The organism is Halodesulfovibrio oceani subsp. galateae (assembly GCF_055397225.1).
Genome location: NZ_AP042453.1, coordinates 3,288,114 through 3,304,084 on the forward strand (window position 1 = coordinate 3,288,114; position 15,971 = coordinate 3,304,084).

A 15,971-nucleotide genomic window follows, 5' to 3' on the forward strand; every position below is an offset into this window, starting at 1 on the left:
TTAGTGTAGAAAAATAAGGCTCACGGACTATTAGTACTGGTTAGCTGAAGGCATCACTGCCCTTACACACCCAGCCTATCAACCTGGTGGTCTACCAGGGTCCTTTAGCTCATAAATGAGAGGGAGATCTTATCTTAAGTGAGGCTTCCCGCTTAGATGCTTTCAGCGGTTATCCCTTCCGAACGTAGCTACTCAGCTATGCCGTTGGCACGACAACTGACCCACCAGAGGTTCGTTCACCCCGGTCCTCTCGTACTAGGGGCAACTCCTTTCAAATCTCCTACGCCCACAGCAGATAGGGACCAAACTGTCTCACGACGTTTTAAACCCAGCTCGCGTACCACTTTAAACGGCGAACAGCCGTACCCTTGGGACCTGCTTCAGCCCCAGGATGTGATGAGCCGACATCGAGGTGCCAAACCGCGCCGTCGATGTGAACTCTTGGGCGCGATCAGCCTGTTATCCCCGGCGTACCTTTTATCCAATGAGCGATGGCCCTTCCATGCGGAACCACCGGATCACTAACACCAACTTTCGTTCCTGCTCGAGATGTCTCTCTTACAGTCAAGCTCGCTTATGCGTTTGCACTCAACGACTGGTTTCCAATCAGTCTGAGCGAACCTTTGTATGCCTCCGTTACTCTTTAGGAGGCGACCGCCCCAGTCAAACTACCCACCAGACACTGTTTCCTAACCGGATAACGGTAGAGGATTAGAGCCTTAGACTAGCAAGGGTGGTATTTCAAGGTTGGCTCCACAAACACTGGCGTGCCTGCTTCAAAGCCTCCCACCTATCCTACACATGCTAGCCCAAAACCCAATGTCAAGCTATAGTAAAGGTGCACAGGGTCTTTCCGTCTTGCTGCGGGTACACGGCATTTTCACCGCGAATTCAATTTCACCGAGTCTGTAGTTGAGACAGTGCGGAGATCGTTACGCCATTCGTGCAGGTCGGAACTTACCCGACAAGGAATTTCGCTACCTTAGGACCGTTATAGTTACGGCCGCCGTTTACCGGGGCTTCGGTTCGCTGCTTCGCCGAAGCTAACAACTCCCCTTAACCTTCCGGCACCGGGCAGGCGTCAGTCCATATACGTCGTCTTACGACTTTGCATAGACCTATGTTTTTAGTAAACAGTCGCCACCGCCATTTCTCTGCGGCTCTCCGTTGCTTTGTTTCGCGAGGAAACTAACAACAAGGAGCACCCCTTATCCCGAAGTTACGGGGTCATTTTGCCGAATTCCTTAACTACAGTTCTCTCGAGCGCCTTGGATTACTCATCCCGCCCACCTGAGTCGGTTTGCGGTACGGTTTGCATAGACTAAACTTAGAAGCTTTTCTTGGAAGCATGGACTCAACACCTTACGTTCTTGCGAACTCCGCATCGTGTCTCAGGCATGTAGAGGTACGGATTTGCCTATACCTCAACCCTACGCACTTGCACTGGCTATTCCAACAGCCAGCGTGTCTATCCTACTCCGTCCCTCCATCGCACATCTATACAAGTACAGGAATATTAACCTGTTTCCCATCGACTACGCTTTTCAGCCTCGCCTTAGGGGCCGACTAACCCGGGGCAGATTACCTTTACCCCGGAAACCTTGGGCTTACGGCGGATGGGTTTCTCACCCATCTTATCGTTACTCATGTCAGCATAATCACTTCTCTACCGTCCAGCATGCTTCACAGCACACCTTCAACCAGTAGAGAACGCTCTCCTACCACCAGCACAAAGTGCTGATCCGAAGCTTCGGCACCATACTTAGCCCCGTTACATTTTCGGCGCAGAATCTCTAGACCAGTGAGCTATTACGCTTTCTTTAAAGGATGGCTGCTTCTAAGCCAACCTCCTGGCTGTCTAGGAAATTCCACCGCCTTTTCCACTGAGTATGGATTTGGAGGCCTTAGCTGTCGGTCTGGGCTGTTTCCCTTTCGACTACGGCCCTTCTCAGTCGCAGTCTGACTCCCGAGGATCATTTATACGGTATTCGGAGTTTGATAGGGTTTGGTAAGCTGGTGAGCCCCCTAGCCCTGTCAGTGCTCTACCCCCGTTAAACTACCTCGAGGCTATACCTCAATATATTTCGGAGAGAACCAGCTATCACCAGGTTTGATTGGCCTTTCACCCCTATCCACAAGTCATCCAAATCGTTTTCAACCGATACTGGTTCGGTCCTCCACTCAGTTTTACCTGAGCTTCAACCTGCTCATGGATAGATCACCTGGTTTCGGGTCTAATCCACTGTACTTGTCGCCCTTATCAGACTCGCTTTCGCTACGGCTCCACTTTCGCTTAACCTTGCACAGTAGATTAACTCGCTGACTCATTATGCAAAAGGCACGCGGTCACATCTCAAGGATGCTCCCACAGCTTGTAGGCAACTGGTTTCAGGTTCTATTTCACTCCCCTAACAGGGGTTCTTTTCACCTTTCCCTCACGGTACTGGTTCACTATCGGTCACTAGTTAGTACTTAGCCTTGGAAGATGGTCCTCCCAGATTCCCACGGAGTTTCTCGTGTTCCGCGGTACTCAGGAACAGTCAGTGTCATGTTCGACTTCAGGTACGGGACTTTCACCCTCTACGGTCAAGCTTCCCAGCTTGTTCCCCTATCTAATAATGAATCACTTGATGACTGCCCTACAACCCCGCCATGTCGAAACATGACGGTTTGGGCTATTCCCCGTTCGCTCGCCGCTACTAAGAGAGTCTCGTTTGATTTCCTTTCCTCGGGGTACTGAGATGTTTCACTTCCCCCGGTTAGCCTCTCTAAACCTATGTATTCAGTAAAGAGATAACGGGACATAACTCCCGCTGGGTTTCCCCATTCAGAAATCTATGGGTCAAAGGATGTTTGGCTCCTCACCATAGCATATCGCAGCCTACCACGTCTTTCATCGCCTTCTAGTGCCAAGGCATCCGCCAGTTGCCCTTAATAACTTATTTTTCTACGGACATTCTTTTCCGTCCCTATCGATTGTAAAAGAGCAGAAACCCGAAGGTTTCAGCCAAGTATAATACTTGGATTGTAACCACTACTTATCATTTAAGTAATGACGACTACCAAAAATTTACTTGTAAAAGAACTGTATGCTGTTCCACCAAAATGGTGGAGGCGAACGGGATTGAACCGTTGACCCCCTGCGTGCAAGGCAGGTGCTCTCCCAGCTGAGCTACGCCCCCACTTGGGTAGATGGTGGGCCTGGGAAGATTTGAACTTCCGACCTCACGCTTATCAGGCGTGCGCTCTAACCAACTGAGCTACAGGCCCATTCAGCCTAATGACAAAAGAATCGCCTGCCGGCGGTACTTTAGTTACAACAATCTTCCTCATTAGAAAGGCTGCTGTGTCATTTAGTTGTAAAGAGCATGCGACCATAAGTTGGTCAACGCAAAACTCTTTGCAATTAAATAGCGAATCGGATTTTTTTTCTTTAAAGGAGGTGATCCAGCCGCAGGTTCCCCTACGGCTACCTTGTTACGACTTCACCCCAATCATCAGCCCCACCGTAGACAGCTGCCTCCATTGCTGGTTAGCTCACTGGTTTCGGGTAGAACCAACTTTCGTGGTGTGACGGGCGGTGTGTACAAGGCCCGGGAACGCATTCACCCTGGCATGCTGATCCAGGATTACTAGCGATTCCGACTTCAAGGAGTCGAGTTGCAGACTCCTATCCGGACTGGGATGCACTTTATGGGATTAGCTCCACCTCACGGTATCGCAACCCTTTGTATGCACCATTGTAGTACGTGTGTAGCCCCAGGCGTAAGGGCCATGATGACTTGACGTCGTCCCCACCTTCCTCCCGGTTAACCCGGGCAGTCTCCCTAGAGTGCCCAACATTACTTGATGGCAACTAAGGATAGGGGTTGCGCTCGTTGCGGGACTTAACCCAACACCTCACGGCACGAGCTGACGACAGCCATGCAGCACCTGTCACTGCATTCCCCGAAGGGCACTGTCTAATTTCTAGGACATTCGCAGGATGTCAAGCCTGGGTAAGGTTCTTCGCGTTGCATCGAATTAAACCACATACTCCACCGCTTGTGCGGGCCCCCGTCAATTTCTTTGAGTTTCAGCCTTGCGACCGTACTCCCCAGGCGGGGTACTTAACGCGTTAACTACAGCACCGAAGGTCAAGCCTCCGACACTTAGTACCCATCGTTTACGGCGTGGACTACCAGGGTATCTAATCCTGTTTGCTCCCCACGCTTTCGCTCCTCAGTGTCAGTAATAGTCCAGGAAGTCGCCTTCGCCACCGGTGTTCCTTCTGATCTCTACGGATTTCACTCCTACACCAGAAATTCCACTTCCCTCTCCTATACTCTAGCGATGCAGTATCAAATGCAATTCCACGGTTGAGCCGTGGGCTTTCACATCTGACTTACAAAGCCACCTACGAGCGCTTTACGCCCAGTGATTCCGATTAACGCTTGCACCTTCAGTATTACCGCGGCTGCTGGCACTGAATTAGCCGGTGCTTCCTCTAGAGGTACCGTCAATTACTAGGAGTATTATTCCTAATAGGTTTCTTCCCTCTTGACAGGAGTTTACGATCCGAAAACCTTCATCCTCCACGCGGCGTCGCTGCGTCAGACTTTCGTCCATTGCGCAATATTCCCCACTGCTGCCTCCCGTAGGAGTCTGGGCCGTGTTCCAGTCCCAGTGTGGCAGGCCACCCTCTCAGGCCTGCTATTCATCGTTGCCACGGTAGGCCGTTACCCCACCGTCTAGCTAATGAAACGCGGACTCATCTACTGGCGAGAGCTTTCAAGAAGAGGCCCCCTTTCCCGTTTCCAGCGTATACGGTATTAGCAGTCGTTTCCAACTGTTGTCCCGTACCAATAGGTAGATTATCCACGCGTTACTCACCCGTGCGCCACTCTACTCGTCTCCGAAGAGACTTTCGCGTTCGACTTGCATGTGTTAGGCACGCCGCCAGCGTTCAATCTGAGCCAGAATCAAACTCTCCAGTTTAATAATTCTGTATTGAATTGTCCGTTACCGAAGCAACGAACAACGCTAGCTGATCTCTAAATCAATCCGATTCGCTATTTAATTGTCAAAGAGCTTTTTAATAAAAGCTCCACTTGGCTAGTTAGCCTTGTGTCGAGTTGGCGTTTATGCCACCCGGCCGCTAAGCTGTCAACAACTTTCTGAAATTTAATTTCTTCCGTTGTGCGACGAACCCTTGTCTCGCGGCGTGGAGGGAGTGTTTAGGCTTTCCTCTCTCCGCTGTCAAACCCTTTTTAAAAGTTTTTTAAAAAACCTTTTTGAAGAGCTTTACGACTTGGGTAACTACCGATTGTGAAATGAACTTTCCTCGCTTCAAGAACTGCTTCTTCGTAGCGAGGAAGGAGGTTCTATGGCTTTTGCCCCCCGCCGTCAACAGCTTTTTTAGATTTTTTGTATTAATTTTTACTCATATTGAGAGAACGTTACCCTACTTCCGCCTTACCCCTTGGCGCAGAACGACTTCCCACAATTATACGCTCTCACTTGTTCCCCGACTCCTTTAAAAACATATTCGCAGTCAAGGGGGCGTCCCCCTTGCGAGCGCAGGGGAGTGCCTTGCCCCTCGGAACTTTAGCCGTTCTTGAAGAATGAAAGATTACGGATAAAGATGGTGAAACGAGTCGCCGAAGGCAAACGCGCCTGTCGGGAAAAAAGATCTTAAGACCACGCCGAAGTTCAAAAAAAAGGGTGAACCGAAGCGGCTCACCCTTTCTACTAACATTATATAGTCCGATTTATCCCTTGAGGACACCAAAGCCCGGGATATAAAGACGCTGTTCGAATTTCTTCAACAACCAGCCTGCGATGGTTACGAGGAACAAGTAGTATGCTCCTACAACCATAAATGCTTCTGTGAAACGGAATGTGTGCGCTGCAATGCCGCGCGCTTCACCCGTCAGTTCGATACATGTAATGATGTAGGCGAGGGATGAGTACTTAATTAGATAGATAACTTCGTTACCACACCCCGGTAAAGCTCTGCGGAATGCTTGCGGAACCACTATCCACAATACAGTCTGGAACTTGCTCATACCTAATGCCGATGCAGCTTTAAGCTGCCCGTCACGGATAGAAAGCAATGCACCACGGATGTACTCCGAGTTGTACGCCCCGCTACACAGCGTAAAACCTGCAATGGCTGCGTATTCCGGTTCTAAGTAGATACCGACCTTTGGCAGTCCATAATATAGGATAAAAAGCTGCACCATAAGCGGGACACCACGGAAGAGCGAAGTGTAGAAGTTCATCAGCATTTGTACAAATCTATTGCCGAATACACGACAACAGCCAACACCAATGCCGAGCAGCTGGCCCATTATAGCAGATGGCACGATGAGCATAACACTCATGACCAGCCCCCTGTTTACTGCAGGGAGCAATTGTTCAGTATAAAACGGATCCACTAGTCAAGCTCCTCGCACATATCGGACAGCTTATTACAGAAGTCAGCAGTACGAGTGCCGGAACCTTCTTTAAGAAGCGATGCCGGAGAACCACGTTCAATAATCTCGCCCTGCTGCATAAATACAATTTCATCTGCTAATGCTCGTGCAAAATCCATCTGGTGGGTCGCCATGATCATGGTAAGACCTTCTTTTGCCAGATCACGGATAACAGAAAGAACTTCACCTACTAATTCCGGATCAAGCGCGGATGTAGGCTCGTCCAGCAAGAGAACTTTTGGCTCCATTGCAAGCGCACGGGCAATTGCCACACGCTGCTTCTGGCCACCGGAAAGCTCCGCAGGATATAAATCACCTTTGTCGGAAAGACCTACACGGTCGAGCTCTTTCCTGGCAATTTCCATAGCCTGCTTCTTGCTCATGCCTTTTACTTTACGCAACGCTATGGAAACGTTGTCTATAGCGCTAAGGTGATCGAAGAGGTTGAAGTCCTGAAAGATCATACCTACCTGCTGGCGGTAACCGTACAGCTCTTTCTTGCTGTTGGTGTCTACAATTCTGTCTTCAAGAACAATCTGTCCCTTTTCCGGCATAAGCAGATAGTTGATACACTGCAAAAAGGTAGATTTACCCGCACCGGAAGGTCCGATGAGCACCTTAAGCTCCCCTCGATTAATATCGAGAGAAACAGATCGTAAAATTTCTTTCCCGCTAAGATTCTTGCTGATGTCTTGCATCTGCAGGATTGGGGTATTGTTCTTACTTGGCATGTGTATATCCCTTACGTGGTGTAGCCCGGAATGCGGACTTTCTTTTCAAGAGTGAGCAGCAGCTTTACGCCCACCATAGTAATAATAAAGTAAATTACACCGGCGGTAATAAACAGCGTGAGATGCTCGTAAGTTCTGGACGCAACGAAATGGGTGCGTGTGAACATATCCATAGCACCTACGACGTAGGCCAATGCAGAGTCTTTAAGAATAATAGAAAATTCGTTGGACCATCCAGGAATAGACAAACGCAGCGCCTGCGGCAGAATGACGGTGCAAACCCCTTGCATATCCGACATACCGAGAGCGCGGGAAGCTTTAAGCTGTCCCTGCGGCAAGGCTTCGATAGAGCCTCTGAAAATTTGTGACTGGTAGGCGGCACTTGTCATCCCCAACACAATCGATGTGGCAGCAAGGGCAGATAAGTTAAGCCCTAATAAATCGAAAATGCCGAAGTAGAAAAGAAACATGAGTGTCAGAATCGGCACCCCACGGAAAAACCACACATATAATCCCAGAATCAAGCGAACAAAACGAGGCCCGTAGACCAAGCCAACCGCCATAGGAATGCCCATGACGAGTCCGAGGCTCATAGCCCCGCCAACTATCGCCAACGTCACGAGCGCGCCTTCCAAAATGTATGGCAGCGCGTCTAATATTACTGCTAACTGTTCTAGCATACAATGTCGGACAAACAATTAAGCCTGTCCTTCCTCCTTAGGTGTGCCTTGCAGCACGCAATAAAAAAGGCTGAGAGCGTTTTAATGGAACACGCCCTCAGCCGAAATGTATCTTTAAAACTGAGCAACAACCTGATTAGTGGTTGCCACCTTTAAGATGCTTTTCTTTGAGAACTTCCCAGTAAGGGTCAGCTTTCAGCAGTTTGATACCTTTATTGATGAGATCGCGAAGTTCTGCATTATCTTTATTGATAGCAACACCGAAATCTTCATGATCACCGAAAGTGTCGATTACAACAAGCGGCAGCCCACGACCGATTGCATCATTAACAGGAGCAGCATCCATTGCTACACCCTGAATACGACCGTTCATGACATCCTGAAATGCAAGTGGAGCAGAGTCATAGAACTTCATAGTAAAGTTCCAACCTTCTTTGTCCATATGCTTTTTAAGCCATTCTACCTGCGGGGTGCCAGTCTGCACACCGAGACGTACTTTATCGTGCTGTATCTTGTCTACAGTAAGGCCGGAACCTTTTTTAACAGCGTAGACGTTTGCAACAGAGTAGTAAGGCTCTGAGAAATTTACTTTAGCAGCGCGTTCCGGAGTAATAGTCATACCGGAGTAAACCATATCAATTTTATTTGAGAGAACGCTCTGTACGATGGTTGACCATTCCATAGGGCGATGCTCAACTTTAAAACCAAGCTTTTTGGCGATCCAGTTTAAGGAATCAACATCAAAGCCAGCAGGCTCACCATTTTTGTCAACATAAGCAAAAGGAGGGTAGTTTGCATCAATACCGTTAATGTACGTTTTTTCTGCAAACGCTCCTGTGCCGAACAGTAAAACCAAACCAAGTGCTGTGATAAGCACACGTGTTGTTCTAAGCATTTTGTTCATCCTTCTAGCAAGACAGGTAAGCAATATACGCAAATGACATTCTGAAATCATTTGCTATCCCCAATAACCCACAACTACCTTGGCTAGCAGAAACTGGGTTTACCCGCAACTACGAAATGAACAATTTTGCAAAAACAACCTTTTGCGATTATTGAGATGTAGTATTCATTTCAAACTCTTACACTCGTTTTTGAACTGAGCTCGTGACCGACCTGCACACAAGGCAGCGTCTCCACGAAGAAGAATTCGTGCTTACACATTCAATAAGAGCACTACCCCAAAGGTTGCGCTGCCCCCTTTTATGCACTTGATCCGCTACTGGCAACACTTTTAGCGTTTTTACCCTCGCATTTATTTTAGGCAGTGCCTCTTACTGCACAAAGAAAAACCGCCGAGTTATATAACTCGGCGGTTAGCGGTACTTTTAATTAGATTAGCATGTTATCTGCGATATGCTTTCTTTAACGTAAATATAAAGGCAGCTCCGGTGCCCTCGGTGGAATTTACTGGGGATTCAACCCAGATGTCACCACCATAAGACCGAATGATCCTGCGACAAATGGCAAGCCCGAGTCCGGCACTTCCATCTTTCGCCACTGGAGATTCTTCATTTTCGAGCCTGTAGAATCTTTCGAAAATCCTGCTCTGACTCTCTGCTGGAATACCTGAACCTTCATCACGCACGCTAAAAGATGCCAACCCATCGCGTAAATGCAAACCGACAGAGACGGTTGAGTCCCGAGGACTGTACTTAATGGCGTTATCTATAAGGTTACGAAGCACCTCACCCAGCCCGTCAGCATCCGCAATAACGTCGATATCATCCTTTTCAACATGATCTTGAAGCGTAATATTCTTTTCAAAAGCCGCTGGCAGCATATCGCGCACAGTCTCTTCTACAACTCCACAGCCATCGACAGCTGTAAGCTGACTGCTATCTTTATTATGCTGGGAACGAGCAAGAACAAGTAACGAGTTCACCATTTTGGTCATATGGTCAGCGTTACGTAAAATCGTATTGAGAAACTTCACCGCTGTGGAGTGCGGAGCCTCTGGCGCATCAATCAACGTCTCTGCGTATCCCTTAATACTCGTAAGCGGTGTCTTAAGCTCATGGGAAACGTTTGCCACAAAGTCACGGCGTACCCGCTCCAGTTGCTCACGCTCACTCACATCATGGAACACCAGAACCATTTTTCGGGCTTCCTGACGGTCACGGAACGGTACAAGGTTCACAGAAAGATAGACTGAATCCGGTAATTCCAGAACCAGATTAGCATTTTTAGGAATAGGAGATGCCAGAATGTCATCCACTGCCTGCTGCAAGTCCGGCTGCATTGTGGCTTCGATAACACTTCTGCCTTCACAACCATCCATACAACGCAACATGGTAATAAACGCCGTATTGCAGGAATGAATCCTACCGCGTTCATCCAGCACCATAACGCCTTCCGTCATCCCGTCAAACACAGCTTCCAGACGGTTCTTCTGATCAACAACCATCCGCAGATGCATTTCGATATTCTGCGCCATGTCGTTAATAGCAGTGACTAGAGGTTCAAACTCCGTCCCCGGATATGTTCGAATTCGCCGCTGATACTGACCAAGTCCGATTGATTGTGCTGTACTTGCCAGCCGTCGGATAGAAATAAGGAATGGCCTTGTAACAAGGTATCCGAAAAGAACCGTGCCGAACGTGGTGAAAATAAATACCCATATCATCCCCGCTTCGAGCCTGTTTAAGCGCTCGCTTGCCGAAGATGCCGGAATAGCAACACGCAATACGCCAGCAGGAATAATTCCCTGAGCTTCTTCAATTTGCGCTGCATAGATTAAATCTTTACGGATTGTAGTGGAATAACGCACTTCAACACCCGTTTTACCGCTCAGTGCCGTGAGCACTTCCGGTCTATTGGCGTGAGAAGGCAACTGAGAAATTTCAGCATACGGAACATTTGTATCAGCAATGACATTACCTTCAGCAATGTAGGTCACGCGTACATTCAGATGACGAGAAAGCGCCTTTAGCCAGCCATCAAATTCCTGTATGCTGGTGAAAGTATTTCCGTGCGTCGTCCACGCGACCGTATTTAGATAGGTAACCGCTCTACCTTTGGCATCGCGAAGGATATCTGTTCGTAATGACGAATCAAAATAGTAAAACGGAGGAATGAGCGCGACCATTAAAAGCAGGAACATTCCTGTTAAGAGTCTGTTACGGATGGAATAGTTGTTCATGGTATTTATTATCCGCTACATTGTGGCAATTGTATGGCTGTTATGTTACATCGCGACAGTACGGTGCGGAATTGATTTTGACAATAGTGTTGCCTTTTCCAGCTTACTCAAAAGTATCGGTTTGCTGCGAAAGAAAACAAAACATTCGGAATCTCCAAAAGTATGGATATATATACTGTTTTCCTTGTACTGGCTGTACTAGCCGGTTTTATGATGGCGTTCAACCTTGGTGCAAACGACGTTGCTAACTCAATGGCGTCTGCAGTTGGTGCTAAAGCCATCACTGTCAAACAAGCTGTGCTTATTGCGGGTGTTCTTAACTTCGCAGGCGCAGTTTTTCTTGGTGCTCAGGTTACCAAGACAATTTCTAAAGGGATTATCAACCCGGAAATGATTACTGACCCTAAGGTTCTTATGGTCGGTATGTTTGCAGCATTATTATCTGCAGGACTCTGGGTTCTCGTTGCAACGCTCACAGCACTTCCTGTTTCTTCCACTCATTCTATTGTCGGGTCTATCCTCGGCTTTGGTATAGTTGTCGGCGGGCCGGAAGTGGTTAACTGGGGCACACTGGGCTTTGTTGTTCTATCTTGGATTATATCACCATTATTTGGTGCTGTAATTGCTGGACTTATCTTCTCATCAATCCGCAAACGAATCCTGTTTCGAAGCCAAATGCTTATGCAAGCGCGCAAGTGGGCTCCGTTCTGGATTGCACTTACATGTACCTTGGTGTTCTTATCTTTCCTGTTTAAGACACCATTCGGCAAGAACCTGCACCTTACATGGTGGGATGCTTCCTACATTGCCCCTGTTGTTACCGCATTTTTCTGGTGTATTGCCAGAAGCTTTATTCATAAACTTATTCCAAAAGTTGACGAAGAATCTGAAGCTGTTGAAGGACTGTTCCGTAAAATGCAGGTGGGCACCTCCTGCTACGTTGCGGTTTCTCAGGGCGCCAACGACGTCGCAAACGCTATCGGTCCAGTAGCTGCTATCTATATGATTGCACGCGATCATGCACTGCTCAGCACTGCAGAGGTTCCTCTTTGGCTGCTTATCATAGGTGGTCTAGGCATCACTCTTGGTATTTCAGTTCTGGGTTATAAAGTTATGGACACCGTAGGCACCAAAATTACCACGCTTAACAACACTCGTGGCTTTGCCGTAGATTTTGGCGCAGCAACCACTGTACTTATTGCTTCCAACCTCGGCATGCCTGTTTCTACAACACATGCTTCTGTTGGCTCAATTGTAGGTGTTGGTGTGGCCCGCGGTTTTGGTACCGTCAACTTTCAGATTTTATTTAAAATCGTTCTCTACTGGGTACTCACAGTGCCAATTGCAGCACTGAGCAGTATTGTTATTTTCCAGTTGCTTAAGTGGACGATTCTTTAAAAGTTTTTTACCGCTAGATTCTTAGGAGGAAACTGCAATGAAATTTCGCGTTCCATTCTTTGGAATGTTATCCGACCGCACTCCGATGAGCGGACTGCTCGAGCACTACGGGCAGATTGAGAAAGGCATGGGGCTTATTCACGAATCCATGGAATGCTACATTACCGGTGGCGCTTGCAGAGAATTCTATTCCCTGCAGCAAGAAGTGGATGATGCTGAATACCATGCGGATAAGATTAAACGTAATATCCGTAACCACCTTCCGCATGGCCTGTTTATGCCAGTGGATAAGACTCTGTTCATCAACTACACCCGCAGTCAGGATAACATCCTCGACTCTGGTCAGGAAGCATTGAACTGGCTTGGTATGCACCGTCTGGCAATTGAAGAAGACATGCAGAAGCTTCTTCTTGATTACCTGTACGAAGTGGCTAAAACCATTGAAATGTTGAAGGTAGCTCTTGAAGCAACCATCGACCTCGTTCAAGGTACTGTCGCTGTAAACCGCCAGAAGACTAAAGAACATTTCCGAGGCATCCGCGCACAGCAGCGCAACGTATTCCGCATGAAACAAAACGTCATGGCGGAACTATATGACCTCGATCGTGACTTTAAAGAAGTCTACCAGCTCATGAAGTTTGTAGATTGTCTCTTCGACATGAGTCACAACTCTGAAAATTGTAGCGACATGCTGCGCGCTATGATCGTTAGATAAAGCATAATGCCTGCGATGCCATGCATCGCAGGCATTTTTTTATTCTATGAATACATATACCCCCTCCGTATCCGTCGTTATGCCCGTTTTTAATGGTGCAGACACTCTTGCCACAGCTATAGACAGCATTCTCGCTCAGACATTCAGCGACTTTGAACTTATCCTCGTTGATGACGGCTCCACAGATTTCACACTGGAGATCATCAAAGGATATGTTGCGCAGGATGAACGCGTGCTGGGCTTCACCATACCGCACTCCGGCGTAGCCGCTGCTGCCAATGCAGGACTGTCCAAAGTTCGTGCTCGACTCATCGCACGCATGGACGCTGACGACTACTCCATGCCGGAACGTCTGGCACAACAAGTTGCCTACATGCACGGACATCCGGAGATAGGCATCTTAGGTACGCGTGTAGAATTTGGTGGTAACAGAGATACTGCGGCAGGATATGCCCGCTACGTGGATTGGACGAATACTCTCCTGGAGCCAGAAGAGCTTAGACTGAGACGTTTTCAGGAAGCACCTTTTGCACACCCCAGCACCATGTATCGAACCGAACTCGTAGAACGTTTCGGGGGGTACAAAACCGGCAACTTACCGGAAGATTACGAACTGTGGCTCCGCTGGATGTCCCTTGGAATCAAAGCTGCAAAGCTTCCGTCCACGTTAGTCGTATGGAATGATCCCCCGAACAGGCTTTCCCGTACCGGCGAACAGTGCACAACAGATAACTTCTATAAAATGAAATCTCCCTACCTTGCGGACTGGCTTCATAACAATGTTTCACCAGACAGAAAGATTTACGTCATCGGCGCAAGTAAAACCAGCCGGAACCGTGCGCTTCTGCTTGAGCAAAGCGGTGTTGTCATCACGGGGTGGATTGATGTTGACCCAAATAAGATAGGCAACATTGTAAATGGAAAGCGTGTGGCAGGCAGGGAAATTCTGGATCAGGAACATTGTTTTGCTGTGGCGTATCTTGCAGGACATGATGCGAACGATCAGCTTGAAGAATTTTTAAAAACTAAGGGATATACCCTTGGAAGAGATTATATTCTGGCCTCATAGCCGCATTTACGAACTATTTCCCTCCGTCTCATCGATCTGCGGAAGCAACTGCCCTGAAGTGTATTGTTTAATTCGATACGCTGAGAGCATGCTTCCAATATTCCTGTCCTCGACATCAAAATGTTCCAGCGCAAGCCTTGTCATTTCCAGACTCGCTTCAAGTATTGGATTAATCATCACGTCGACACCGCACGCCTTTAACTGTTCAATCTGATCATCCGAGTTCACGCTCGCAATAATCTTCATATTCGAATATCTGGAACGAATATTCTGAATAAGCGGAAAACAACCAGTTGTAGCCGGAGCTGTCACAAGAGTCAGCTGAGCATCTGCTGGATCAGCAGTGTCATACACTTCCTGTACAGCGGCATCGCCAAAGATAATGGGATACCCTTTCTGTTTTGCGGCCAAAAAAGCCGGAAGATTATATTCGATCATCACAAACGGAATTAAGAATTCTGTTAAAATACTCGCAATAGCAACCCCCACCCGTCCTGATCCCACAATAATTACATGATCTTTTCTACCACTAGCCTGATAGGATTCTGTTTCGATGTTTTCGAGACGAAATGCTTTCTTACATAGCTTGTACGCCAAAGGCGCAATCTTAAACGTCAACGGAGTGAGCAACATTGTTAATATGGCTGCCGCGAGTATCAACGAATACTGTTTATCCGTTATGATTTGAGATTCCTCTGCAATACTCGCCAGCAAAAAAGACAACTCACCAATTGAATACATCCCAAAACCAATCATCAACGCCTTCTGCTGACGTATTCTTAATATGGTAGCTACCAGCCAGAAGATGAAGCCTTTTACAAGAATAATGGCAACGGTAAGCTCCAATACTGGAATTATGTTCTCGATGATGAATCCAAAATTAATGAGCATGCCTATTGAAGCAAAGAAAAGCATACAGAACAGATCGCGCATGGGGGCAATATCCCCCAGAGCCTGACGCGCATAGTCAGATTCACTAATAAGCACGCCTGCAACAAACGCACCGAAAGGAAAAGACAACCCAAGCAAAAAGGTAGCATACCCGACACCAAGCCCAATTGTAGAGCAGGCAAGCATAAACAACTCTCTCGATTGAGCACTCGCAACAATGGAGAGCACCCAAGGAATAAGCCGTGTTCCTAAAACAAACATCGCTACAAGAAAAAGTGCTCCCTTCCCTAACGCCCATGCAACGGGAAGCAGTCCTTCGCCCACCATACTCAGTGTAGGCAAGATAACGAGCAGCGGAATAGTACAGATATCTTGCATGATGAGGATACCGACCATGATTGCGCTGATGTACGTCCCCATTTGCCCACGGTTCTCAAGTGTCTTCAATATCATCATAGTATTGGAAAACGCCATGAACGCGCCAAACCACACAGCCTGAATGCTTGTCCACTCTAGAACATAGTAAGCAATTCCCCACCCTGCCGCCATGGTCAAGGCAACCTGAGTTGGAGTTCCGATAAGAGCAATGACTCGAACCGGCTTCAGTTTCTTCAAAGTGAAGTCCAGCCCCAAGGCAAACAACAAAAGCGCAACGCCAATATTAGAAAGCAACTCAATATTATGTTGCCCGTCACCAGAAACTGTCGGACCGGCAGTGTATGGACCAACAAGCATCCCACCAAGGATATAGCCGAGAATATATGGCTGCTTCAGCGCACGAGCAATAATAGCGCCCAACAGCGCAGCAAGCATTACGGTAATAAGGTCAGTTGCTATACCCATTAAGGAACCCTTTGCAAAATATCCCACCGAAAAAGTTCTAAACC

General features: G+C 47.8%; 9 protein-coding genes, 2 tRNA genes and 2 rRNA genes. 3 read left to right on the top strand and 10 right to left on the bottom strand.

What is annotated here, in order from left to right; genetic code table 11:
* Positions 1-9: 9 nt before the first annotated feature.
* The 9 genes from ACZ5V1_RS14500 to ACZ5V1_RS14540 all read right to left on the bottom strand — a co-directional run bounded on the left by ACZ5V1_RS14500 (position 10) and on the right by ACZ5V1_RS14540 (position 11,011).
* Positions 10-2,945 (bottom strand): 23S ribosomal RNA (locus ACZ5V1_RS14500).
* Positions 2,946-3,106: 161 nt separating this feature from the next.
* Positions 3,107-3,182, bottom strand: a tRNA-Ala gene (locus ACZ5V1_RS14505).
* 11 nt (positions 3,183-3,193) lie between these two features.
* Positions 3,194-3,270 (bottom strand) — tRNA-Ile (locus tag ACZ5V1_RS14510).
* Positions 3,271-3,435: 165 nt separating this feature from the next.
* Positions 3,436-4,977: ribosomal RNA gene (locus tag ACZ5V1_RS14515) — 16S ribosomal RNA — on the bottom strand.
* Together the 16S and 23S rRNA genes with 2 tRNA genes alongside form the textbook arrangement of a ribosomal RNA operon.
* Before the next feature lie 773 nt (positions 4,978-5,750).
* Positions 5,751-6,365, bottom strand: a complete 615-nt coding sequence (locus tag ACZ5V1_RS14520; RefSeq protein WP_464391628.1) for an amino acid ABC transporter permease — start codon at positions 6,363-6,365, stop codon at positions 5,751-5,753.
* A gap of 53 nt (positions 6,366-6,418) precedes the next feature.
* The gene (locus tag ACZ5V1_RS14525) at positions 6,419-7,189 is read right to left on the bottom strand and encodes an amino acid ABC transporter ATP-binding protein (RefSeq protein WP_464389444.1); all 771 of its coding nucleotides are present in this window, start codon (positions 7,187-7,189) and stop codon (positions 6,419-6,421) included.
* An 11-nt stretch (positions 7,190-7,200) separates the two neighbouring features.
* Positions 7,201-7,869 (bottom strand): amino acid ABC transporter permease, encoded by a 669-nt coding sequence (locus ACZ5V1_RS14530; RefSeq protein ID WP_160717807.1) that lies wholly within the window; start codon positions 7,867-7,869, stop codon positions 7,201-7,203.
* Between the two features lie 136 nt (positions 7,870-8,005).
* Positions 8,006-8,764 (bottom strand): ABC transporter substrate-binding protein, encoded by a 759-nt coding sequence (locus ACZ5V1_RS14535; protein WP_464389445.1) that lies wholly within the window; start codon positions 8,762-8,764, stop codon positions 8,006-8,008.
* 450 nt (positions 8,765-9,214) lie between these two features.
* Positions 9,215-11,011 (bottom strand): ATP-binding protein, encoded by a 1,797-nt coding sequence (locus tag ACZ5V1_RS14540; protein WP_464389446.1) that lies wholly within the window; start codon positions 11,009-11,011, stop codon positions 9,215-9,217.
* A 162-nt stretch (positions 11,012-11,173) separates the two neighbouring features.
* Here ACZ5V1_RS14540 and ACZ5V1_RS14545 point away from each other — a divergent pair, with 162 nt between their 5' ends.
* Genes ACZ5V1_RS14545 through ACZ5V1_RS14555 form a run of 3 tightly spaced genes read left to right on the top strand, consistent with a single transcriptional unit; the run spans position 11,174 to position 14,193 of the window.
* A complete protein-coding gene (locus ACZ5V1_RS14545; RefSeq protein WP_464389447.1) occupies positions 11,174-12,409 on the top strand; it encodes an inorganic phosphate transporter in 1,236 nt (411 codons plus the stop codon).
* Between the two features lie 37 nt (positions 12,410-12,446).
* Complete coding sequence (locus ACZ5V1_RS14550) at positions 12,447-13,124, top strand: DUF47 domain-containing protein (RefSeq protein WP_464389448.1); 678 nt, start codon at positions 12,447-12,449, stop codon at positions 13,122-13,124.
* A 46-nt stretch (positions 13,125-13,170) separates the two neighbouring features.
* Entirely contained in the window at positions 13,171-14,193 is a 1,023-nt protein-coding gene (locus ACZ5V1_RS14555) for a glycosyltransferase family 2 protein (protein ID WP_464389449.1), read from the top strand.
* Positions 14,194-14,199: 6 nt separating this feature from the next.
* On the opposite strand, the gene ACZ5V1_RS14560 is transcribed toward ACZ5V1_RS14555, so the two are convergent.
* Positions 14,200-15,927 carry a cation:proton antiporter gene (locus ACZ5V1_RS14560; protein ID WP_464389450.1) on the bottom strand — a complete coding sequence of 576 codons (1,728 nt, stop codon included), beginning with the start codon at positions 15,925-15,927 and terminating at the stop codon, positions 14,200-14,202.
* Positions 15,928-15,971: the final 44 nt, after the last annotated feature.